Below are 21,915 nucleotides of genomic sequence, written 5' to 3' on the forward strand. Positions count from 1 at the left end.
CTGCGCATAAACCCTGCGTCATCAGAAGAGAAAAGCTGGCAGAATGCCAGAAAAAACAAACCCCGCCCTCAAAGAGGACGGGGTACCGTTTCCCGCGTGGGAAACGCACGGTTTACCGCTAAGCTCTAACCTCGTCAGGAAGAGCTACGGCCGCCGCCGTGGCTGTTCTGACCGCCTTTTTTGCCTGCTTCAGAGGCTTTTTCACGATCGTTTTTGAAATTACCGCTACCGCCGCTGCTTTTGCCGCCTTTTTTACCGGCTTCAGAGGCTTTTTGCGGATTGTCTGCGAAATTGCCTGAACCACCACGATGTTCTGCCATAACTTACTCCGTTAATATATATTCAGATTGTTTACGTAATGTGGTTACTGCACTCCATTTAAATTCCCGGGGTGTGCGCTTTCCTTGCTGCGACAAAATTAAGTGTAGAGGTAAGCCAGAAGAATTCAAGAAAACGGCAAAATAATTAACTTATTGATAATTATTAACTTTAAATATAATCGTAAAGCTTAGTTTCTTCTTATCATATATTTAAATAAATAGTCGCTTCGCTTTTTTATTTAAATCCGCTTCGCTTGTAGATATATTTTCACGACATAACATATGCTTTATAAAAAAATAAACGAGACGATAAAGAACAATAGTTTGCTAAATGCCTGAAGATTTAAGGGGTTAGTGCCTTTCATAAATAAAGTGTTAATGCTGAAGAGAGATCGGCCTGTCAAAGTTGACACTACGGCTGGAAACGCGAAAAAACGCAAAAAAAACCCCGCCATCATGGCGGGGAAGACAGGGATGGTGTCTATGGCAAGGAAAACAGGGATACTATGTTACTGGTTACTGCTGGTACTACTCACTGCTTGCAGCGATGAAGCCGACTGCAAATTTGAGAGCTTGCGCAGCTCGGCAAGCCACCGCTCGTAATTCTTCTGCAACGCGGCCTGCTGAGCCGGCGTGAGCAAGTGATACATCTGGTTGCGAATGCGCGCCATCTCGACATGCTGTTCGATCTGCGCCTGAGCGATTTTCTCAGCCTGGGCGCGGATAGCCGCTTCGTTAAAAGTGTCCGCCGTAATCAGGCCATGCATGTTTTCGATATCGCCGATGCTGACAGGGGAACGTTCATATCGCGCCTGTGTCATCAGGTCTCGCATCTGTTGACGCTGTTCTTCCGTCAACTCGATGCCGTCGAACATGTGGCTTTGCGGATTTTGCGTCATACTGCCTGTCGTCAATCCGCCGTGATGCATTTCGTCAATCGTCGTCGTGTCTGCCACTCCTGCGCTGGCGTGATTGAGAACCATCGCTGAGGCAATGACGACGGCGGTTACTGTGCGCATCGTTTACTCCAGTCCGTTCCGTTTTGCGATTCAACGAGGACCAGTGTACGGCGACAGCTGCAAACATCCGTCAGGGGGTGTAAAACTACGTAAAGCGTTGGATTGACAAGTCAGGAACACGGTATTTTGCCTGCGGAGGGCAATAAAAAATGAATAAAATCCTGTTGGTTGACGATGACCGCGAATTGACTTCGCTGCTTAAAGAACTGTTAGAAATGGAAGGGTTTGAGGTGGTGGTAGCCAGCGACGGCGAACAGGCGTTAAGCCTGCTGGATACCTCTATTGATCTACTTTTGCTCGATGTGATGATGCCGAAAAAGAACGGTATCGACACGCTGAAAGAGCTACGCCAGCAACATCAGACGCCCGTTATCATGTTGACCGCGCGCGGCAGCGAGCTGGATCGCGTGCTGGGGCTTGAACTGGGCGCAGATGACTATCTGCCTAAGCCGTTTAACGATCGCGAACTGGTGGCGCGTATACGCGCGATTCTGCGCCGTTCCAACTGGAGCGAGCAGCAACAGCAGCACGACAGCAGTTCGCCGACGCTGGAAGTGGACTGCCTGCGCCTGAACCCAGGCCGTCAGGAAGCGAGTTTCGACAATCAGACGCTGGATCTTACCGGCACCGAGTTCACCCTGCTCTACCTGCTGGCGCAGCATCTCGGCCAGGTCGTCTCGCGCGAGCATCTGAGCCAGGAGGTGCTTGGCAAGCGTCTGACGCCGTTCGACCGCGCTATCGATATGCATATCTCTAACCTGCGCCGCAAACTGCCTGAGCGCCGCGACGGCCATCCCTGGTTCAAAACCTTACGTGGCCGCGGCTATCTGATGGTCTCGGCTTCATGATTGGCAGCCTCACCACCCGCATCTTCGCCATTTTCTGGCTAACCCTGGCGCTGGTGTTGATGCTGGTATTGATGGTGCCCAAGCTCGATTCCCGCCAGATGGTTTCGCTGCTCGATAGCGAGCAGCGCCAGGGCACCATGATTGAACAGCATGTCGAAGTGGAACTGGCGCAGGATCCGCCCAACGATTTGATGTGGTGGCGCCGGCTCTCACGCGCTATCGACAAATGGGCGCCGCCGGGCCAGCGCCTGCTGCTGGTCACCAGCGAAGGCCGCGTCATTGGTGCGCAGCATAATGAAATGCAGGTGATCCGCAACTTTATCGGACAGTCCGACAATGCCGATCATCCGCAGAAAAAGAAGTATGGCCGTATCGAAATGGTCGGCCCCTTCGCGGTGCGCGACGGCGAAGATAACTATCAGCTCTACTTGATTCGACCGGCGACCAGCTCGCAGCTCGATTTTATCAATTTGCTGTTTGACCGGCCGCTGCTGTTGCTGATCGTCACCATGCTGATCAGTTCGCCGCTGCTGCTGTGGCTGGCGTGGAGCCTGGCGCGTCCGGCACGAAAGCTGAAATACGCGGCGGATGAAGTCGCCAGCGGTAATTTGCGCCAGCATCCGGAACTGGAATCGGGGCCGCAGGAGTTTCTCGCCGCCGGCTCCAGCTTCAACCAGATGGTGAGCGCGCTCGAGCGCATGATGACCTCGCAGCAGCGTCTGCTGTCAGATATCAGCCATGAGCTGCGCACGCCGCTGACGCGTCTGCAGCTGGCCACGGCGCTGCTGCGCCGCCGCCACAGCGAAGGCAAAGAGCTGGAGCGTATCGAGATGGAAGCGCAGCGTCTGGACGGCATGATCAACGATCTGCTGGTGCTGTCGCGCACCCAGCACAAGAACGCGCTGGTCAGCGAGGCGATGAAAGCGAATCAGCTCTGGAACGACGTGCTGGAAGATGCGAAGTTCGAAGCCGAACAGATGGGCAAGCAGCTCGACGTGCCCTATCCGCCCGGCCCCTGGCCGCTTTACGGCAACCCGCATGCGCTGGAGAGCGCGCTGGAGAACATCGTGCGCAACGCGCTACGCTACTCGCACTCGCATATCAGCGTCAGCTTTTCGGTAGATATCAGCGGCCTGACGGTGCATGTCGACGATGACGGCCCAGGCGTCAGCCCGGAAGATCGCGAGCAGATATTCCGTCCCTTCTACCGCACCGATGAGGCGCGCGACCGCGAGTCAGGCGGCACGGGGCTCGGTCTGGCGATTGTCGAAACAGCCATCCAGCAGCACCGCGGCTGGGTGAAGGCCGACGACAGCCCGCTCGGCGGGCTGCGCCTGACGCTCTGGCTGCCGCTCTACTCCTCCAGCCGCCAATAATTTGCTATGCTTCGGCCCCTGTTATCGGGGGCCTTATGCTTAACATCGTCTTATTTGAACCAGAAATCCCGCCGAATACCGGCAATATTATTCGCCTCTGCGCCAACTCCGGCTTCAGGCTGCATCTGATTGAGCCGCTCGGTTTCGCATGGGACGATAAACGGCTGCGTCGCGCCGGTCTCGACTATCACGAATTTACCGCGATTCAGAAGCATGAAAGCTATGAGGCGTTTCTGCGCGCCGAGCAGCCGGCGCGGCTGTTTGCGCTCACCACCAAGGGAACGCCGGCGCACAGCGCGGTGAGCTACCAGGCGGGCGACTATCTGCTGTTCGGCCCGGAGAGCCGCGGACTGCCTGCCGAGATCCTCGACGCGCTGCCGCCAGAGCAGAAAATCCGCATCCCGATGCGTGCGGAGAGCCGCAGCATGAATCTGTCGAATGCGGTATCGGTGGTGGTGTATGAAGCCTGGCGCCAGCTTGATTACGCAGGCGCGCGGCTCAGTTAGATCCCGTCGCCGAACTCAAAGCCCGGCACGGTGCCGTTGAAGTGTTGATCCATGTCCATCGAGGGTTTGTCGCTCGCGGGTTTACCGACGATGCGCGCCGGCACGCCTGCGGCGGTGGTATGCGGGGGCACCGGCTGCAATACCACCGAGCCTGCGCCGATCTTCGCGCCGCGCCCGACCTCGATATTGCCGAGGATCTTCGCCCCTGCGCCGATCATCACGCCCTCGCGGATTTTCGGATGGCGATCGCCACTGGTTTTGCCGGTACCGCCCAGCGTCACCGACTGCAGGATTGAGACGTCGTTCTCCACGACCGCCGTTTCGCCGATAACGATGCCGGTGGCGTGGTCAAGCATAATGCCGTGCCCGATGTTCGCCGCCGGATGAATATCCACGGCGAAGGAGACGGAAATTTCGTTTTGCAGATAGACCGCTAACGCGCGACGCCCTTCGTTCCACAGCCAGTGGCCGATGCGATAGGCCTGCAGCGCATGAAAGCCTTTCAGGTAGAGCAGCGGCGTAGAGTACTTATCTACCGCCGGGTCGCGCTGGCGCACCGCCTGGATGTCGAGAGCGGCCGAAGCGATCATCGAAGGATCCTGGCGATAGGCCTCTTCGACGATTTCGCGAATGGCGATAGCGGGCATAATGGGATTGGCGAGCTTGTTGGCCAGCATATAGCTCAGAGCGCTGCCGAGATTTTCGTGTTTCAACAAAGTCGCATGATAAAAGCTGGCCAGCATCGGCTCGCAATCGGCCAGCGCGCGCGCTTCCGCTTTGATGTTGTTCCAGACCAGTTCTAACTCATCAGACGACATTGCAGTTTTCTCCCGAAAAAAAAAGCGCCTGAATGGCGCTACAGGTGACCATGCTGCGCATCCCGCATCAGCCTGAACCGTTTTCGTCCTTCCTTGTACGGCCTAACAGGCTCAATGCTGCCTCTCGCGCCGGTTTTCCGCAATAGAGCACCTGATAGATTTGCTCGGTAATCGGCATTTCAACGCCGACACGCTCAGCCAACGCCTTGACTTCTTTGGTGTTTCTATAGCCTTCTACAACTTGTCCGATAATGCGTTGCGCGTTATCCACCTCTTCACCCTGGCCCAGCATCAGGCCGAAACGACGGTTGCGCGACTGATTATCGGTACAGGTCAGCACCAGATCGCCTAAGCCGGCCATGCCCATAAAGGTGGTCGCATCGGCCCCCAGCGCGGCGCCGAGACGACTCATTTCCGCCAGGCCGCGCGTAATCAGCGCGGTACGCGCATTAGCGCCGAAGCCGATGCCGTCGGAGATGCCCGCGCCGATGGCGATGACGTTTTTCACCGCGCCGCCAAGCTGCACGCCGATAAAATCAGGATTGTTGTAAACGCGGAAGCTCTTGCCGCAGTGCAACTTTTGCTGCAAATCGTCGGCGAAAGTGGCATCGGTCGCCGCCAGCGCGATCGCGGTCGGCAGGCCCGCCGCCAGCTCTTTGGCGAAGGTCGGCCCGGAGATCACCGCAAGCGGCGTAGCGTCGCCGAGGATGTCGCGCGCCACATCCTGCAGCAGTCTTCCGGTCTCTCTCTCCAGCCCTTTGGTCGCCCAGACGATGCGCGACTCAGAACGCAGATGCGGTTTAATTTGCTTCAGCACGTCGCCGAACACATGGCTCGGCACCACCACCAGCAGATCGCGGCTGGCCGCAATGGCGCGGGCTAAATCGGGCTCAAGCTCAAGGTTGTCGGGAAAAGGCACGTCGGGGAGAAAAGCGCTGTTGCAGCGTTCGGCCTGCAGTTGCGCCAGATGCGCGGGATTGTGTCCCCACAGCAGCACGGGATGGCCGTTGCGGGCTAAGGTAATGGCCAGAGCGGTGCCGTACGAGCCGGCACCGATGACGCTAATCGAAGCGTGTGTAGTCATCAGGCATCCTGATGTGGTTCGGCACCTTCGCCTTGCTGCTGCAGGTAGTTCATGAACAGCGCGTCAAAGTTTACCGGCGCCAGGTTAAGCTGCGGGAAGGTGCCGCGAGACACCAGGCTGGTGATGCATTCGCGCGCGTACGGGAACAGGATGTTCGGGCAGTAAGCGCCCAGGCAGTGCGCCATCTGCGTGCCTTCGATGCCGCTGATGGTGAAGATGCCCGCCTGCTGAACTTCGCACAGGAATGCGGTTTCTTCGCCAACGCTGGCGGTCACGGTCACGCGCAGCACCACTTCATACACTTCGTCAGCCAGTTGTGATGACGCAGTATCCAGATCCAGCTTCACTTCCGGTTCCCACTCTTTCTGGAAAACCTGCGGCGCGTTCGGCGCTTCGAAAGAAACGTCTTTGGTGTAAACGCGTTGAATCTGGAATTGCATTTCGTTGGTGTTTTGTTCTGACATCTGACTAAGTCCTGTGAGTTGAAAAATCCTGCGCCGCTCTTACGCCTGCAGTAGCGGATCTAATCCTTCACGACTGTCCAGCGCGTAAAGGTCGTCGCAGCCGCCGATGTGCTGCGCGTCAATGAAAATCTGAGGCACGGTGGTGCGGCCGCTGCGTTTGATCATCTCTTCGCGTTTCGCGGCGTTCCCGTCGATAGGGATCTCCTGAAACGACACACCTTTTTGACTCAACAGCGCCTTCGCCCGGTGGCAGAAAGGACAGGTCGCCTTGGTGTAAATCTCAACATTAGCCATGTTACGTACCTCGGTAGATGTTATTTTCCGCGCACCAGCGGAAGGTTGTCTCCGCTCCAGCCGCTGATGCCGTCTTTCAGAACGGTCACCTGGCTAAAGCCAGCGGCGCTCAGTTTTTCAGCCGGCTCGCTCGCGCTCTGGCCGGTAGCGCACACCACAATTATGGGCTGAGCTTTATGCTTTTCCAGCTCGCCGAAGCTGCCTTTTTTGATGTCCGCCGCCGCAACGTTCAGCGCGCCCGAAATATGTCCTCTGCGGTAATCGTCACGCGACCGCACGTCCACTACTACCGCCTCTTCTTTGTTAATCAGGCGGGTCGCTTCGCCGCGGCTGATAACTTTCACCTTAGAAAACATCCCTTTAAAGGTGGTAACAATCACCAAAATCAGTAAAACGACCCATGCCAGACTGAGGATGGTGTGATTGCTTGCAAACTGCATAATTTCTTGCATGAGGGGTAAAGACTCCAGACCGGGCTAATTAAGCTAAAAACAAGGGTTCTGAGTATACCTGCGCCACTTCTCATGTACAGACGCTAAGCGGCCAGAGTTACGATTTGTGCGTCATTTTCTAAAAAAAATTGCCGTATCGCAAAAATGACGCAACCCTTATTCGGCATCAGGATAAATACCGACATCTTTGGAAAAGGAAATCCCGCGGCGTTGCGCTGGTAAGCGGCTGTTCATCGTGGAATAATCATTGGCCTATGAAGGGAAAAGCGACTGTTTTAGCCACAAGGACTCGTCACAGCGGAAAGAAACGCCCGTTGCCTGCACACCTGTCCACTCTCTCCTTCAGCCTGCTCTGCGCGGGCGTTCTGTTATTGCCTGCGGCCGCGCACAGCGCCGACGACAGCAAATCGCAGTTGAAATCCATTCAGCAAAATATCGCCGAAAAAGAGAAAAGCGTTAAGGCGCAGAAGATTGCGCGCAGCAAGCTGCTCGATCAGTTGCAGAGCCAGGAAAAGATCATTGCGCAGGCCAGCCGTCAGTTGCGCGACACTCGCAACAGCCTGAGCGCACTCAGCCGCGAAGTCAGCCAGCTCACCGCCTCTATCGCGCGGCTTGAAAAGCAGCAGACGCAGCAGGAAACCCTGCTGGCTCAGCAGCTGGATGCGGCTTTCCGTCAGGGCAAGCATAACGGCGTGCAGCTCCTGCTGGGCGGCGAAGAGAGCCAGCGCAGCGAACGTATTCTCGCCTACTTCGGCTACCTTAACGACGCGCGTCAGCAGAGCATCGACGCGCTGCAAAAAACGCGTCAAACGCTGGGTGAGCAAAAAGCGTCGCTGGAGCAGAAACAGCAGCAGCAAAAAACGCTGCTGGCGCAGCAGCAAGGCCAGCAGGAGAAGCTGCAGCAGGCGAGCGCGGCACGTAAGAAAACGCTGAGCGAACTGGAGAACGCGCTGGAAAAAGACCAGGCCGATCTGGTGGAGATGCGGCAGAACGAAAGCCGCCTGCAGGACAAAATCGCCCGGGCGGAACGCGAAGCGCGAGAGCGCGCGGCGCGCGAGGCGCGGGAGGCGGAAAAAGTGCGCCAGCGTCAGGCGCAGGCGAAAGCCAAAGGCTCGACCTACCAGCCTACCCAGAGCGAGCGCGAGCTGGTGGCGCGAACCGGCGGTCTGGGCCGCGCAGGCGGCCAGGCGCTGTGGCCGGTGCGCGGTCGTATCGAACATCGCTTCGGCGAACAGCTTCAGGGCGAACTGCGCTGGAAAGGGCTGGTGATCGATGCGCCGGAAGGCGCCGAAGTCAAAGCGATTGCCGACGGGCGCGTGCTGATGGCCGACTGGCTGCAGGGTTACGGGCTCGTCGTGGTGCTTGAGCACGGCAAAGGAGATATGAGTCTCTACGGCTATAACCAGAGCGCGCTGGTTAGCGTTGGCGCCCAGGTGAAGGCAGGACAGCCTATCGCCCTGGTGGGCACCAGCGGCGGACGCGGTACGCCGTCGCTCTATTTTGAAATCCGACGTCAGGGACAGGCCGTCAATCCACTCCCGTGGTTAGGAAGATAAGTGTTTTTTCAACGTCGCCATCTCGCCGCCGCTATCGGCGGATTGCTGTTAAGCTGCGCCGCCTATGCGGGCAAACTCGCCATCGTTATCGACGACTTCGGCTATCGCCCTTCTGAAGAGAACAAAGTGCTGCAGATGCCCGCCGCGATCTCCGTCGCGGTGCTGCCTGATGCGCCCGGCGCGCGCCAGATGGCAACGAAAGCGCATCAAAGCGGCCATGAGGTGCTGATCCATCTTCCGATGGCGCCGCTCAGCAAGCAGCCGCTGGAGAAGAATACCTTGACGCCGGAGATGAGCAGCGAAGAGATCGCGCGCATCCTGCGCAGCGCGGTCAACAGCGTGCCTTACGCCGTCGGCCTGAACAACCATATGGGCAGCAAAATGACTTCCAGCCTGCCCGGCATGGTAAAGATGATGCAGGCGCTTAATCAGTACAATTTTTACTTTCTCGACAGCATGACCATCGGCAACAGCCAGTCGGTGCCCGCCGCGCAAGGCACGCGCGTGAAGGTGCTGAAGCGCCGCGTATTCCTGGACGACAGCCAGGATATCAACGCGATTCGCCAGCAGTTTACGCGCGCCGTGAAGCTGGCGCAGCGCGACGGCTACGCCATCGCTATCGGCCATCCGCATCCCAATACGGTGCGCGTGCTGCAGCAGATGCTGCCGACGCTGCCTGCGGATATTACGCTGGTGCGCCCAAGCCAGCTGCTGAACGAACCGCTGCACGGCGCAACGTCGCCAGCGAAACCGCAGCCGCGGCCGCGCCCGCATAAGCCGGGCTTCCAGCCGCCAGGCATTTGTAAAGTGCAGCCGCAGCCGGTTCCGGCGACGAAGGCGCTTGATGCGGTGTGGGAGAGTGCGAGCCAGAGCGTAGTGGTAACCGGACTGAAGCAGCTTTTTTAACACGCTATTTCGCGCGGTGTTTCAGCCTTAACATTCTTTTCTGATCAGAAATCACTATAATCCGGTGCGAGCGACGCAGACCGGTTATAAGGATTTCTGTCAGGATGAGGACGGCGAAACAAAAGATTATGCTGCTGGATAACGGCAGAGAATGGGGCGGCGGCACCAACAGCATGCTGGAACTGCTTAAGCGCATCGACCGCGACGCTTTCGATATCACCTGCTGCTTTTACCACAACTACGCGCGCGGTAACGGTGAAACCATCGAATCGGTGCTGAACGCCATCGCTATACCGGTCGTCTTTATTCCTCAGAAAAAGCAGCCCGGCTGGGCGAAGCTCGCTAAGGAAGCGGCACGCGCCCTGCTTTTCTTCAATCGCCGCCTGAAAAAAGAGGCGGTCGACGCTATCGACGCGCGCTGGCGCGTCCGGCCAAATGCCCGCAAGCTGCGCGCGCTGCTGCAGCAAGGCCGCTACGATACGCTCTATATGAATAATCAGCCCAGCACCAATGTTGAAGGCTACCTCGCCGCACAAGAGCTTGATATTGCCGTGGTACAGCACTGCCGCATTGAGCCGCTGATGAATGCCCGCCTGGCGAAAATGGTGAATGATGGGTGCGATGCCGTTATCGCCGTTTCTCACGGCGTGAATCAGACCTTACGTGACGGCGGCGTTGAGGCGTCACGCTGTTTTACCGTTTCTAACGCCATTGATATCCACCAGCCGTTGCCTGACCGCGCGGCGGTGCGCCAGCGCTTAAACCTGCCGGCGGAAACCTTTATTTTCGGCACCATCGGCTCGCTGATCCTGCGTAAGTCGAACCACCATGTTCTGCAGGCGCTGAGCCATTTCAAACAGGCCTGTCCCGAAGCGAGCTGGAAAATGATCGTGGTCGGCGATGGACCTGAAGCGGCTGCGCTGCGTCAGCAGGCCGCCAGAGAGGCGATTCTCGATCGGGTCATTTTTACCGGCTTTCAGAATAACGCGCTGGATTACCTCGCCGCTTTCGACGTCTTCATCCTGGCTTCCCGCAGCGAGGGGCTGCCGCGCGTGGTGCTGGAAGCAATGCTGGTCAATACGGCGGTGATAGGCTCACGCGTGGTCGGCACAGAGGAGCTAATCAGCCCTGACGACACCGGCCTGCTGTTCGAATATGGCGACGTGGCGCAGTTAGCTCAGCATCTCGTTACGCTCTGGCAGGACGAGGCCTTACGTCAACGATTAACCCATGCCGCGTCGGCGCGCGTTCGATCGCAGTACGCCATCGAAAACTATGTAAACGGCGTGGAAACCATCCTAAAAAGCGTCACAAGGAAGAAGCATGCTTAACTTTCTTAATCCCCGTTTTCGTCGCGCGCACGCACGCCATAATCTGCCTTACGCGCAGCCCGACGTGCAGGGCGCCATCCCTGTGACCTCTATCGTCATTCCCTGTACCGGAGAGGATTACGTTGAGGAAGCGAAGCTCAGCGCGCTGTTTGCCGAGCGCTTTGCTACCGCGGCGCAGGAGATCGTTATCGTTAGCGACCAGCCCGCCGCCGCCTTTGGCGAATTGCCGCGTAAAACCCGCATTGTGACGCTGGAGGTGCCTCATCGCGAAGAAACCTATCCCTACAAGCAAATTTATCGCAGCCGTCTGATAAAAATGCAGGCGCCGCTGCATGCGCAGGGCGACGGGATCCTGATGATCGATTCCGATCTCAACCTGCTTAAAATGCCTGACATTCACATGAAAGACGGCCATTTTTACTCCAGCTTTCGCCAGGGCAAGATGATTGCCAAACTGGCCGGCGCGGCGCAGGAGACGATTCCCGCCTACTATCAGCTCAGCGTGCGTCCTTTCCTCGAAGATCACGTTAACGGCGCCTATCTGGCGGCCACGCGCCAGACCTGGCAGCGCGTCTGCCCGCTCTGGCTGACGCTGTTCGACGATACCTGGAAATTAATGAACGACAGCCAGCCGCCGACCGATCAGCTGCCGCTGGCGTGCCTGCTGGATCTGCTCGACCTGCGCACCGTCAACCTGGGCGAGTGGGCGAACTGGCCGGTATCCAAGCGCATCGGCGGCAAGCCGGGCGTCATACCGCCTGAGGTGGTAGGCGCGCACGGCGGCTTCCCGCTTTCCGAATGGCAAAAATATCTGGCCGATCCTCGTCAGCCGCTGACCTTTAAAGGCCAGGACTACACCCGCAAGGTGCGCTACCTGACGGATGCGGAGAAGCAGCAGCAATAAACCAAAGCCGCCCGCGCGGCTTTTTTTAATCCCAGCTCAGCACCACTTTTCCTGAACGTCCAGAGCGCATCTCATCGAAGCCCTGCTGGAAGTCGTCGATAGCGTAGCGGTGCGTGATGATGGGCGTCAGATCGAGCCCTGACTGAATCAGCGCCGCCATCTTGTACCAGGTTTCAAACATCTCGCGGCCGTAGATGCCTTTAATAAATAGCCCCTTGAAGATCACCTGATTCCAGTCGATCGCCATCTCGCCTGGCGGGATACCCAGCAGCGCAATACGCCCGCCGTGATTCATTACCTCCAGCAGGGTACGAAACGCCGGCGGCGCGCCGGACATCTCCAGCCCTACGTCGAACCCTTCCGTCATGCCCAGCTCGCGCATCACCGCGCGCAAATCTTCATGCGCCACGTTGACCGCGCGCGTCACGCCCATGGTGCGCGCCAGCTCAAGGCGATAGTCATTGATGTCGATAATCACCACGTTGCGCGCGCCGACATGTTTGCACACCGCCGCCGCCATAATGCCGATAGGGCCGGCGCCGGAGATCAGCACATCTTCGCCCACCAGATCGAACGACAGCGCGGTATGCACCGCATTGCCGAAGGGATCGAAAATCGCGGCCAGCTCGTCGGAAATATTGTCGGGAATGCGGAAGGCGTTGAAGGCGGGGATCACCAGATACTCGGCAAAGCAGCCCTGCCGGTTGACGCCGACGCCAATGGTATTGCGGCACAGATGGGTGCGGCCGGCGCGACAGTTGCGGCAGTGCCCGCAGGTAATATGCCCTTCGCCGGAGACGCGATCGCCGATGCTGAAGCCGCGCACCTCCTGGCCGATGGCGACGACTTCGCCGACATACTCATGCCCGACGATCATCGGCACCGGAATAGTTTTGCGCGACCAGTCATCCCAGTTGTAGATATGGATATCGGTGCCGCAGATAGCGGTTTTACGGATCTTGATCAGCAAATCGTTATGGCCCGGCTCCGGGATCGGCGCATCGGTCACCATCCAGATGCCTTCCTGCGCGTGAAGTTTGGCTAACGCTTTCATACAGAGCTCCTCAGGCGATGACGCCAAGCTGTTGTCCAATGCGGGTAAAGGCCTCGACCGCGCGCTCCAGCTGCTGCTGGGTATGCGCCGCCGAAATCTGCGTACGGATACGCGCCTGGCCGCGCGGCACCACCGGGTAGAAAAAGCCGGTAACGTAAATGCCCTCCTGCTGCAGCAAATGAGCGAACTCCTGCGCCACGCTCGCTTCACCCAGTATGACGGGAATAATGGCGTGATCGGCGCCCGCCAGGGTAAAACCGGCCGCCGTCATCTTTTCGCGGAAGAAGCGGGCGTTGTCCCACAGGCGCTGTCGCAGACCGTCGCCCTCGCTCAACAGATCAAGCACGCGGATGGAAGCGGCAACGATTGCCGGCGCCAGCGAATTAGAGAAGAGATAGGGACGCGAGCGCTGGCGCAGCCATTCGACGACCTCGGCGCGCGCGGCGGTGTAGCCGCCGGAAGCGCCGCCCAGCGCCTTGCCCAGCGTGCCGGTAATAATGTCGACGCGATCCATGACGTCGCAATATTCATGCGTGCCGCGACCGGCCGCGCCGACAAAGCCCACCGCATGGGAGTCATCTACCATCACCAGCGCATTGAACTCGTCGGCGAGATCGCAGATGCCGCGCAGGTTGGCGATCACTCCGTCCATAGAAAAGACGCCGTCGGTGGCGATAAAAATATGGCGCGCGCCTTTCTGCCGCGCCTCGACCAGACAGGCGCGCAGCGCCTGCATATCGTTATTGGCGTAGCGATAGCGCTGCGCCTTACAGAGCCGTACGCCGTCGATAATCGAGGCGTGATTGAGCGCGTCGGAAATAATCGCGTCTTCCGCGTCGAGCAGCGTTTCAAACAGGCCGCCGTTAGCATCGAAGCAGGAGGAATAGAGAATGGCATCCTCCATGCCGAGAAACGCCGCCAGCTTTTTCTCCAGCTGCTTATGCGTGTCCTGCGTGCCGCAGATAAAGCGCACCGATGCCATGCCGAAACCGTGCGTTTCCATGCCCTCTTTCGCCGCCTGAATCAGCGCCGGATGGTTTGCCAGGCCTAAGTAATTGTTGGCGCAGAAGTTAATGACCTGCTGCGCGCCCACCTCAATATCGGTTTGCTGCGCGGAGGTAATAATGCGCTCCTGCTTAAACAGCCCTTCCCGGTGCGCCGTATCCAGCTGCTGGCGGATCTGCTGATAAAATTGCGCTGTCATCATTGTTCTCCTCAGATGGCATAAATTCGGCACATCTTACTGAAGAAGAAGGGTGCTAACGATAAATCCACCAGGAGAATGTTAATTTTGCAGCATAGTTCACGTCAGAGAGGGGGGAGGCGACGGCGTGTCGGAGTCATCTGGCTGTCTGCTCCGTGATGAAATGTTATGATGTGAGACATTAGCGCGTGAAACCGCCTGTTTCATGCCCCAACGTTTAAAGGTAGAGCACATGATTATCGTCACTGGCGGCGCAGGAATGATTGGCAGCAATATCGTCAAGGCGCTCAACGATCGCGGCATCAGCGATATTCTGGTCGTCGACAACCTGAAAGATGGCACCAAGTTCGTCAATCTGGCCGATCTGGATATCAGCGACTACATGGATAAAGAGGAGTTTCTGACCTATATCGCAGCGGGCGAGGATTTCGGTCCGATCGAAGCGGTATTCCATGAAGGCGCCTGCTCCGCGACCACGGAGTGGGACGGCAAGTACATGATGGACAATAACTATCAGTACTCGAAAGATCTGCTGCACTACTGCCTCGAGCGCGAAATTCCTTTCCTTTACGCCTCCTCCGCCGCTACCTACGGCGGCCGCAACGACAACTTTATCGAGAAGCGCGAATATGAGCAGCCGCTGAACGTCTACGGCTACTCTAAAATGCTGTTCGATCACTATGTGCGCCAGATCCTGCCGGAAGCGGATTCGCCGGTGTGCGGCTTCCGCTACTTCAACGTCTACGGCCCGCGCGAAGGCCACAAAGGCAGCATGGCGAGCGTGGCGTTTCATCTCAACACCCAGATCGCCAACGGCGAAAACCCTAAGCTGTTTGAAGGCAGCGAAGGCTTCCAGCGCGACTTTATCCACGTTGACGACGTGGTCGCGGTCAATCTGTGGTGCTGGGAAAACAAGATTTCCGGTATCTATAACTGCGGCACCGGTCGCGCCGAATCGTTCCAGGAAGTGGCGGACGCGGTGCTGAAATTCCATCAGAAAGGGCAAATTGAGTACATTCCCTTCCCGGAAAAACTCAAAGGCCGCTATCAGGCCTATACTCAGGCGGACCTCACCAGTCTGCGCGCGGCCGGCTATGACAAGCCGTTCAAAACCGTGGCGCAGGGCGTGGCCGAGTATATGGCCTGGCTGAACCGCAGCGCATAAGGAACGCGTACCCGCGATGAAAATTCTGGTTATTGGCCCATCGTGGGTCGGCGATATGATGATGTCGCAAAGCCTCTATCGCACCCTCAAGGCTCAACATCCGGACGCCTTGATTGACGTAATGGCGCCGGCCTGGTGCCGTCCGCTGCTGTCGCGCATGCCGGAAGTGAGTCAGGCGCTGGCGATGCCGCTCGGGCACGGCGCGCTGGCGCTCGGCGAGCGTCGACGCATCGGCAAATCGCTGCGCGCCAGCGGCTACGATCGCGCCTATGTGCTGCCGAACTCGTTTAAATCCGCACTGGTGCCTTTTTTCGCCGGGATTAAACGTCGTATCGGCTGGCGCGGCGAGATGCGCTACGGCCTGCTGAACGATGTGCGCGTGCTGGACAAGGCGGCGTTTCCGCTGATGGTGGAGCGCTACATCGCGCTGGCCTGCGACGCGCCGGTCGCTTCGGCACAGCAGCTGCCGCAGCCGCTGCTCTGGCCCCAGCTTCAGGTAGACGACCAGGAGAAAATCGAAACCTCCGCCCAGTTCCAGATCCCGGCGGAGCGGCCGCTGATCGGTTTTTGCCCGGGCGCGGAGTTTGGTCCGGCGAAGCGCTGGCCGCACTATCACTATGCCGCGCTGGCGCAGCAGCTGATTGCCGAAGGCAATCAGGTAGTGCTGTTTGGTTCGGCAAAAGATCGCGAGTGCGGCGAAGAGATTATCGCAGCGCTGCCCGCCGAGGCGCGCCGCTACTGCCGCAACCTGGCGGGCGAGACGCAGCTTGAGCAGGCGGTTATCCTGATTGCGCGCTGCGACGCCGTGGTCAGCAACGATTCGGGACTGATGCATATCGCCGCCGCGCTCAACCGGCCGCTGGTGGCGCTGTACGGTCCCAGCAGCCCCGATTTCACGCCGCCGCTTTCAAAGCAGGTGCGCATTATTCGCCTGATTACCGGCTACCATAAGGTTCGCAAAGGCGATGCCGTGCAGGGCTATCATCAGAGCCTGATCGACATCCCGCCGCAGCGCGTTTATCAGGAACTGAGCGAACTGCTGGCTCATCCGCAGGAGACGGCATGCACGTCCTGATCGTCAAAACGTCGTCGATGGGCGATGTGCTTCATACCCTTCCCGCTTTAACCGACGCCATGCAGGCGATCCCTGGCATTCGCTTCGACTGGGTGGTGGAAGAGAATTTCGCCCAGATCCCCTCCTGGCATCCGGCGGTGGATAAAGTCTTGCCGGTCGCCATTCGCCGCTGGCGCAAACACTGGTTCGGCAGTCAGCAGCGCGAAGAGCGGGTGCGCTTCAAGCGCGATTTGCAGTCGCGCCAGTATGATGTGGTGATCGACGCGCAGGGGCTGATCAAAAGCGCCGCGCTGGTGACCCGTCTCGCCAGAGGCGTCAAGCATGGCCAGGATAGCCGCAGCGCGCGCGAACCCTTCGCCAGCTGGTGGTACGACCAACGCCATGAGATTGATAAAAAGCAGCATGCGGTAGAGCGCACGCGCGAGTTGTTCGCGAAGAGCCTCGGCTACGAGAAGCCGCAAACCCAGGGCGACTACGCCATTGCCGCGCACTTTCTGCGCGACGTGCCGCAGGATATCGCCCCCTATCTGGTGTTTCTCCACGCCACAACGCGCGACAACAAGCACTGGCCAGAAAGCCACTGGCGCGAGCTGATCGGCCTGCTCCAGCACTCGGGACTGCGTATCAAGCTGCCGTGGGGCGCCGAGCACGAGCATCAGCGCGCCCAGCGCCTGGCGGAAGGCTTCGACTATGTCGAGGTGCTGCCGAAGCTGACGCTGGAAGCGATAGCGCGCGAACTGGCGGGGGCGAAGGCGGTAGTGTCGGTAGATACCGGACTAAGCCATCTTACCGCGGCGCTCGATCGCCCCAACATTACGCTCTACGGCCCGACGGATCCGGGGTTGATTGGAGGATATGGGCAGAATCAGCAGGCTCTCTGCCCATCTCAGGGCAACAGCATGTCAGATATCAGTGCGCAAGCGGTCGCCGAAAGGCTGGAGACGTTTTTGGGATGAAAAAGCTCCACATTATCAATCTCGGCAAGATGGGCGGCGTCGAGCGTCTTTTTCTTCAATATATCAACGACTTTTCTGATGGCAAAGATGACGTTATCTGCATCAGCAATGACATTGACGAAGATATCCGACGCCAGATGCCGCAGCAAAAGATCGTTTTCGCCAATCGGCTAGTTAATGGCCTTAGGCTAAAAGCGCCTCAGTTTCTCAGGAAGTATCTGCTGCAGAAGCGGGTTGAAGCCAGCGATGCGCAGGTCATCGTCGTCTGGGACCTGGTGCCGCGTCTGACAGCCAGGCCGAAGCGCGCGAAGCTGGTCTATTACGATCATGGCTGTTCCTGGCGCTATCCAGAGAATCATAAGACCCTAAGCTTTATGCGCATGTTAGATGGCGTCATCTCCGCCTCGTCAGCTTCTTCTCAGGTAATGAAGCATCGTTTCAACCTGCCCTGTCCCCATTATGTGGTCATTAACCGCATCATGACGCCGCCCGGCATACGCCTGGAACCGCGCGTGCTTACGTCGCCGATCAAAATTGGCACCGCTTCGCGTCAGGTCAGTCTGAAAGGCATAAGCGTCACGCTGTTGACGCTGAAAGAATTACTGATTCGCGGCCATAACGTAACGCTTGAGATCGCCGGCAAAGGGCCCGATCGCGACGCTTTTATCGCGCTCGCCAGCAGGCTAGGCATTGAGGATAAGGTCACCTTTAGCGGCTTCCAGCAGGATATCGCGCCCTTTTTCAACCGCATCGATATCTATATGAGCACGCCAGTAACGGAACCTTTCGGTCTCTCCTGCATGGAGTCTCTCTATTTCGGCGTGCCGGTTATTTATCCCCTGGTAGATGGGCAGCCTGAAGTAATAAAAAACGGCGTATGCGGCATCGGCCTTACGCCTTCCGTCTCTATTGAAGAGCATGAAAAGCTGACGGGAATACGCGTCGATTTTCCTTACGACGTCTACGATCCCGTGCGAAATATCATGACCCGGCCGCTGCTGCTTTCGCATGTCGCCTGTGCGGATGCGGTAGAAACCTTATGTGATCAGCAAACCTATCAGCGTTTTAGCCAACAGGCGAAACAGTGGACAAAAGAGCATTTTGATTACGCCGTTTTCAGGACTGAATTCAACGGCGCACTAAGCGCTATAACGGGTAGTAACGATGAACATTAAGCTGACTCTATTTCGACAGGATACGCCGCATCTCTATTTTAGCCTGCTCATTTTCGCCGGCTGCGCGCTCGCCTTTTTGACCGCGCCCTTCGGCGGTTCATTCGGCAGAAACGTGTTTTACATCACCAGCTATCTGGCGCTGGCGGGTTTTATCATTCACGCCAGATATTATCTGCAAGAGAAAAAGCATCTGGTGTTGCCCACCGCTCTTTTTCTGGTCGGACTGGTGAGCATTCTCTGGACGACGATCTATAAACAGCCGGGCGATTACATCACGCTCTACCGCCAGTATCAGTCAACCGGCAGGCTGCAAATTGCCGCCTCGTTTCTGCTGCTGGTTACGCTGAATGATCAGCGCATCCGCCAGCGAAGCGCGCTGGTTGCCGCCATGATTACAGGACTCGCGGTAAACGCCTATGCGCTGTATCAGGGTATCCATCTCGAGATCGGCCGCGTTGAGCTTAATTACGATCGCGCTACTATCGCCGCCTATATCCTTACCGCGGTGAACCTGGTTTTTATTAAATCCGCGCTGCTATTCAGAACGCGGCATAAGGTCTGGCTGTTTGCTCTGCTATTTATGGTGACCTATACCACTATCATTCTGACCGGAACACGCGCGGCTATGCTGGCTTATCCCATTCTGGTGCTGATCCAGGTGCTGTTCACCAAAGATGTCATACAGCGTAAGCATAAAATTATTCTCTTTACCGCCCTGCCGGTATTGCTGGTGATTAGCGCGCTGGTATTTCAGAGCAAAATTCAGGCGCGGATTCAGGATCTCAAAGATAACATTGCGATGATGCACGAGACGCAGGGAGAGAATTCGATTATCTCCCGTCTTAGCATGCAGACCGTTGCCATGAAAACCGGCGCCACCGCCCTGGCAGGGCAATCGGCTGAGGAGCGCGGCGAGAAAGCGGAAGCCCTTATCAAACAAAACCCCAGCCTGTACGGCGCGCGTATCTACCTCACCGTGCATATGCATAATGAAGTGCTGGAAAACTTTTCAATTAAGGGTCTGTTCGGCATTGTGTCGCTTATCGGCCTCTACCTGAGCCTGATTTACAGCGCCTTCAGGCCGCTGCGCAACCCGGCGTTACTCTCTGTCGGGATCTCGCTCATCATTTATGGCTTGAGCGACGTTATTTTCTTTAGTACGGAAGGGACGCTGCTTTATTGTCTGGCAATTATTTTTAGCGTCATGATCGTGAAACAGCCTTATCTATCCGAGGATCGGCGTTAATGGCAGAACAGCGCTATTTGCTGAGCGTCATTGTGCCTTTTCACAATGACGAGGCGTTTATTACCGCCTGTCTGACCTCGCTGCTGACCCAGGCCGATGACGATATGCAGATTGTTGTTATCGATGATGGCTCGACCGATGGCTCAACGCAGCAGGTTACAGATCTGGTATCGCGCTTCGCTCACTGCCACATCACCTTTATCCGTCAGCAAAATCAGGGCATTGCGACAACGCGCAATGTAGGATTACGGCATGCGCACGGCGAGTTTGTGACCTTTCTGGACGGCGACGACCTGGTAAGCAGCAACTACTATGCGATCATTAAGCCCGTGCTGCTTGCAGGCAGCGATGACCTGATTGATTTCAACTATGCACGCTTTGACGAGACGCCGCCTGTCGCGCCGCAGCGCGAAACGGCGCAGCGAACGCCCTATGATTTTTCTTCGCAGGGCCTCGCCTGCTTGCAGCCGCTGTTTCAACGCGCGATGTGGCATTTGTGGAATCGCATCTATCGCCATACCCTGCTGGCTGATGAGCGTTTCGAGGATGGCCGTCGCTATGAAGATGTTATTTTTACGCCCTTTCAGTACTTCAAAACGCGCCGGATTAGCCATCTGGAGAACACGCTCTACTACTACCGCGACAACCGCCGCGGCATAACGCGCAACGTTCGTCCGAGCGATATAGGCGACATGCTGTTCGCTCTGGAAAAAATACGAACAATGGCTGAAGCGAGACGCAGTGAGCCTGATTTTCAAAGGCTGGCGACGGGCATGATGCTGAACTGCTTTAGCGAAGTAAAAAGCATGTCAAAGGCGCTGTATGGCTACTACCACTACTCCGCCGATACCCGAAAAGCGCTAAAAGCCGCCGCCGTGCTATGTCGAGGCTACTGCAAGCCGAAGAAGTACTGGCAGATGCGCTATCCCGAGCTGGACACCTTTTTCTCTTCGCTGCGCCGCATTGGCAAAAAAAAGCCCGCTGCGGCGCTATACCGCCGGGAGTAACGGCTGCTTTTTCTGCTCGGCAAACTCTGTCAGCGTCAAGCCCCGGGTGCGGCTCTGCAACCAGCTAAACAGCTGCTCCAGATCGTCATACAAACGCTCAATATCCGCCTCATTTTTAAAGGTCGGGCTGCCATCGGGCATGAACTCGGAAGAGTGCAGCATAAACTCTACGTAGTCGCTGCCCTGACTCAGGCACTGCTCTGCTACCCGCTTCATCTGCGCCACGTTGCCGCCGACCGGCCGCAGCCAGTTTACGGAAGGGCCCCGCCGTTTGCCGCGCAGGCCATCCCAGGCTTTTTTCAACCGGCTGGCAAAAATCCCGTGCCGATACTGGATGCTCATGGGCACTTCCAGCAGGCCCGACTGGCCAGGCTGCGAGATATCGTTGAGATCGAGGAAATAGGCGTGGTCAGGGAAACGGCTGTAATCGGTGCCGCCCTTGCCCTGCGGCGCGCCGGCAGAGCCGCGCCAGTCAACGCGCGGCGTGACGGAACAGTCGACAAGATAGCCGTTATCCACCAGCGCCTGTGCGTAGATTTCGTTGAACGCCCAGCGGCCTGCGCGATGGCTGCGCATTTTGGTCTGAAACGTTTTCTCCAGCAGATCGGTCATAAAGGCGACCTTGTCGCGCAGGATCTGCTCAGGATATTCGATAAGGTAGGGCTGATAGCGCCAGTCATCATCGGTCAGCGCGTGAGCAGGCGGACTATGCCAGGCGTGCAGGTGCATACCTACTTCGCCTTGTCCGCGCGCCAGAAAATCGCGGGCAAAATCGACATAGGCGGGATCGCTCGCCATCTCGTAATTGGTCAGCCAGGTCGGTTTAAAACCATATTTCTCGCAGAGCGCCTGAAAACGCGGCAGAAAACGGACGTTATGCGTCGTGACCTGGCCGCTACGGTTGCGCCACAGGTTATCGCCTTCAGTATCGAGCGTAATTAAAAATGCTGGTTTTTCCATGACTTATCCGTAATACGAGGTGTCGCTATAAAGCGTTATGTTACGCAGGCTGAGCACAAGGCGCAAAAAATTTAACCGCACACCCCTTTGCTTCTCTTAAAGCAGAGCATGTTTGGTTAAACTAAACTTATTTACGCTGTAATTTCTTACGTGTTGTTAAGTTAAGGTTATGAAAAACAAGGTTAGGCTTTTCTG

The 21,915-nt window shown here is 57.3% G+C and carries 23 protein-coding genes; 13 read left to right on the plus strand and 10 right to left on the minus strand.

The window, feature by feature from the left end; translation table 11 throughout:
• Positions 1–134: 134 nt before the first annotated feature.
• Both PVE98_RS19130 and cpxP read right to left on the minus strand, forming a co-directional pair.
• Entirely contained in the window at positions 135–320 is a 186-nt protein-coding gene (locus tag PVE98_RS19130) for a general stress protein (protein WP_033754389.1), read from the minus strand.
• Positions 321–829: 509 nt separating this feature from the next.
• Positions 830–1,339: a cell-envelope stress modulator CpxP gene (cpxP, locus tag PVE98_RS19135; protein WP_333620362.1), complete on the minus strand. Its 510-nt coding sequence runs from the start codon at positions 1,337–1,339 to the stop codon at positions 830–832.
• Positions 1,340–1,488: 149 nt separating this feature from the next.
• Here cpxP and cpxR point away from each other — a divergent pair, with 149 nt between their 5' ends.
• The 3 genes from cpxR to trmL are packed head-to-tail and all read left to right on the plus strand — an operon-like array spanning position 1,489 to position 4,069.
• Positions 1,489–2,187 (plus strand): envelope stress response regulator transcription factor CpxR, encoded by a 699-nt coding sequence (gene cpxR / locus PVE98_RS19140; RefSeq protein WP_033754385.1) that lies wholly within the window; start codon positions 1,489–1,491, stop codon positions 2,185–2,187.
• Positions 2,184–3,563, plus strand: a complete 1,380-nt coding sequence (cpxA, locus tag PVE98_RS19145) for an envelope stress sensor histidine kinase CpxA (RefSeq protein ID WP_407568534.1) — start codon at positions 2,184–2,186, stop codon at positions 3,561–3,563. The genes cpxR and cpxA overlap by 4 nt, the downstream gene beginning before the upstream one ends.
• Before the next feature lie 35 nt (positions 3,564–3,598).
• The gene (gene trmL, locus PVE98_RS19150) at positions 3,599–4,069 is read left to right on the plus strand and encodes a tRNA (uridine(34)/cytosine(34)/5-carboxymethylaminomethyluridine(34)-2'-O)-methyltransferase TrmL (RefSeq protein WP_096072345.1); all 471 of its coding nucleotides are present in this window, start codon (positions 3,599–3,601) and stop codon (positions 4,067–4,069) included.
• On the opposite strand, the gene cysE is transcribed toward trmL, so the two are convergent.
• The 5 genes from cysE to PVE98_RS19175 all read right to left on the minus strand — a co-directional run bounded on the left by cysE (position 4,066) and on the right by PVE98_RS19175 (position 7,181).
• Complete coding sequence (gene cysE / locus PVE98_RS19155; protein WP_033754376.1) at positions 4,066–4,887, minus strand: serine O-acetyltransferase; 822 nt, start codon at positions 4,885–4,887, stop codon at positions 4,066–4,068. The two genes, trmL and cysE, sit on opposite strands and share 4 nt — an antisense overlap.
• A 67-nt stretch (positions 4,888–4,954) precedes the next feature.
• On the minus strand, positions 4,955–5,971 hold the full coding sequence (gene gpsA / locus PVE98_RS19160; protein ID WP_187143614.1) for an NAD(P)H-dependent glycerol-3-phosphate dehydrogenase: 1,017 nt from the start codon (positions 5,969–5,971) through the stop codon (positions 4,955–4,957).
• Positions 5,971–6,435, minus strand: coding sequence for a protein-export chaperone SecB (gene secB, locus PVE98_RS19165; RefSeq protein ID WP_033754370.1), 465 nt, complete (start codon positions 6,433–6,435; stop codon positions 5,971–5,973). Before secB ends, gpsA begins: the two co-directional genes overlap by 1 nt.
• A 39-nt stretch (positions 6,436–6,474) precedes the next feature.
• Positions 6,475–6,729, minus strand: a complete 255-nt coding sequence (gene grxC, locus PVE98_RS19170) for a glutaredoxin 3 (protein WP_033754368.1) — start codon at positions 6,727–6,729, stop codon at positions 6,475–6,477.
• 20 nt (positions 6,730–6,749) lie between these two features.
• Positions 6,750–7,181 carry a rhodanese-like domain-containing protein gene (locus tag PVE98_RS19175; RefSeq protein ID WP_096072343.1) on the minus strand — a complete coding sequence of 144 codons (432 nt, stop codon included), beginning with the start codon at positions 7,179–7,181 and terminating at the stop codon, positions 6,750–6,752.
• 254 nt (positions 7,182–7,435) lie between these two features.
• Here PVE98_RS19175 and envC point away from each other — a divergent pair, with 254 nt between their 5' ends.
• From envC to PVE98_RS19195, 4 genes are all read left to right on the plus strand, one after another.
• Positions 7,436–8,737, plus strand: a complete 1,302-nt coding sequence (gene envC / locus PVE98_RS19180) for a murein hydrolase activator EnvC (RefSeq protein ID WP_096072342.1) — start codon at positions 7,436–7,438, stop codon at positions 8,735–8,737.
• Positions 8,738–9,643, plus strand: a complete 906-nt coding sequence (locus PVE98_RS19185; protein ID WP_096072341.1) for a divergent polysaccharide deacetylase family protein — start codon at positions 8,738–8,740, stop codon at positions 9,641–9,643.
• A 104-nt stretch (positions 9,644–9,747) separates the two neighbouring features.
• Positions 9,748–10,974 (plus strand): glycosyltransferase, encoded by a 1,227-nt coding sequence (locus PVE98_RS19190; protein ID WP_096072340.1) that lies wholly within the window; start codon positions 9,748–9,750, stop codon positions 10,972–10,974.
• Positions 10,967–11,878: a hypothetical protein gene (locus PVE98_RS19195; protein ID WP_096072339.1), complete on the plus strand. Its 912-nt coding sequence runs from the start codon at positions 10,967–10,969 to the stop codon at positions 11,876–11,878. The genes PVE98_RS19190 and PVE98_RS19195 overlap by 8 nt, the downstream gene beginning before the upstream one ends.
• A gap of 25 nt (positions 11,879–11,903) precedes the next feature.
• On the opposite strand, the gene tdh is transcribed toward PVE98_RS19195, so the two are convergent.
• Both tdh and PVE98_RS19205 read right to left on the minus strand, forming a co-directional pair.
• The gene (gene tdh, locus PVE98_RS19200) at positions 11,904–12,932 is read right to left on the minus strand and encodes an L-threonine 3-dehydrogenase (protein ID WP_096072338.1); all 1,029 of its coding nucleotides are present in this window, start codon (positions 12,930–12,932) and stop codon (positions 11,904–11,906) included.
• A gap of 10 nt (positions 12,933–12,942) precedes the next feature.
• Entirely contained in the window at positions 12,943–14,136 is a 1,194-nt protein-coding gene (locus PVE98_RS19205) for a glycine C-acetyltransferase (RefSeq protein ID WP_096072337.1), read from the minus strand.
• Positions 14,137–14,368: 232 nt separating this feature from the next.
• Between PVE98_RS19205 and rfaD the strand changes: the two genes are divergently transcribed.
• Genes rfaD through PVE98_RS19235 form a run of 6 tightly spaced genes read left to right on the plus strand, consistent with a single transcriptional unit; the run spans position 14,369 to position 20,760 of the window.
• Positions 14,369–15,301 (plus strand): ADP-glyceromanno-heptose 6-epimerase, encoded by a 933-nt coding sequence (gene rfaD, locus PVE98_RS19210; RefSeq protein ID WP_033754343.1) that lies wholly within the window; start codon positions 14,369–14,371, stop codon positions 15,299–15,301.
• A gap of 16 nt (positions 15,302–15,317) precedes the next feature.
• Positions 15,318–16,376 carry an ADP-heptose--LPS heptosyltransferase RfaF gene (gene rfaF, locus PVE98_RS19215; RefSeq protein ID WP_096072336.1) on the plus strand — a complete coding sequence of 353 codons (1,059 nt, stop codon included), beginning with the start codon at positions 15,318–15,320 and terminating at the stop codon, positions 16,374–16,376.
• Positions 16,364–17,332: a lipopolysaccharide heptosyltransferase RfaC gene (gene rfaC, locus PVE98_RS19220; protein WP_096072335.1), complete on the plus strand. Its 969-nt coding sequence runs from the start codon at positions 16,364–16,366 to the stop codon at positions 17,330–17,332. Before rfaF ends, rfaC begins: the two co-directional genes overlap by 13 nt.
• Positions 17,329–18,507 (plus strand): glycosyltransferase, encoded by a 1,179-nt coding sequence (locus PVE98_RS19225; protein WP_096072334.1) that lies wholly within the window; start codon positions 17,329–17,331, stop codon positions 18,505–18,507. The genes rfaC and PVE98_RS19225 overlap by 4 nt, the downstream gene beginning before the upstream one ends.
• Complete coding sequence (locus tag PVE98_RS19230; RefSeq protein WP_096072333.1) at positions 18,497–19,753, plus strand: O-antigen ligase; 1,257 nt, start codon at positions 18,497–18,499, stop codon at positions 19,751–19,753. The genes PVE98_RS19225 and PVE98_RS19230 overlap by 11 nt, the downstream gene beginning before the upstream one ends.
• Positions 19,753–20,760 (plus strand): glycosyltransferase, encoded by a 1,008-nt coding sequence (locus tag PVE98_RS19235; RefSeq protein WP_096072332.1) that lies wholly within the window; start codon positions 19,753–19,755, stop codon positions 20,758–20,760. Before PVE98_RS19230 ends, PVE98_RS19235 begins: the two co-directional genes overlap by 1 nt.
• Here PVE98_RS19235 and PVE98_RS19240 read toward each other — a convergent pair.
• The gene (locus PVE98_RS19240) at positions 20,743–21,720 is read right to left on the minus strand and encodes a polysaccharide deacetylase family protein (protein WP_096072331.1); all 978 of its coding nucleotides are present in this window, start codon (positions 21,718–21,720) and stop codon (positions 20,743–20,745) included. The two genes, PVE98_RS19235 and PVE98_RS19240, sit on opposite strands and share 18 nt — an antisense overlap.
• Positions 21,721–21,915: the final 195 nt, after the last annotated feature.

Origin of the sequence: Pantoea sp. GABEPS69 (genome assembly GCF_045780835.1) — a bacterium.
Taxonomy (GTDB): Bacteria; Pseudomonadota; Gammaproteobacteria; order Enterobacterales; family Enterobacteriaceae; genus Pantoea; species Pantoea septica.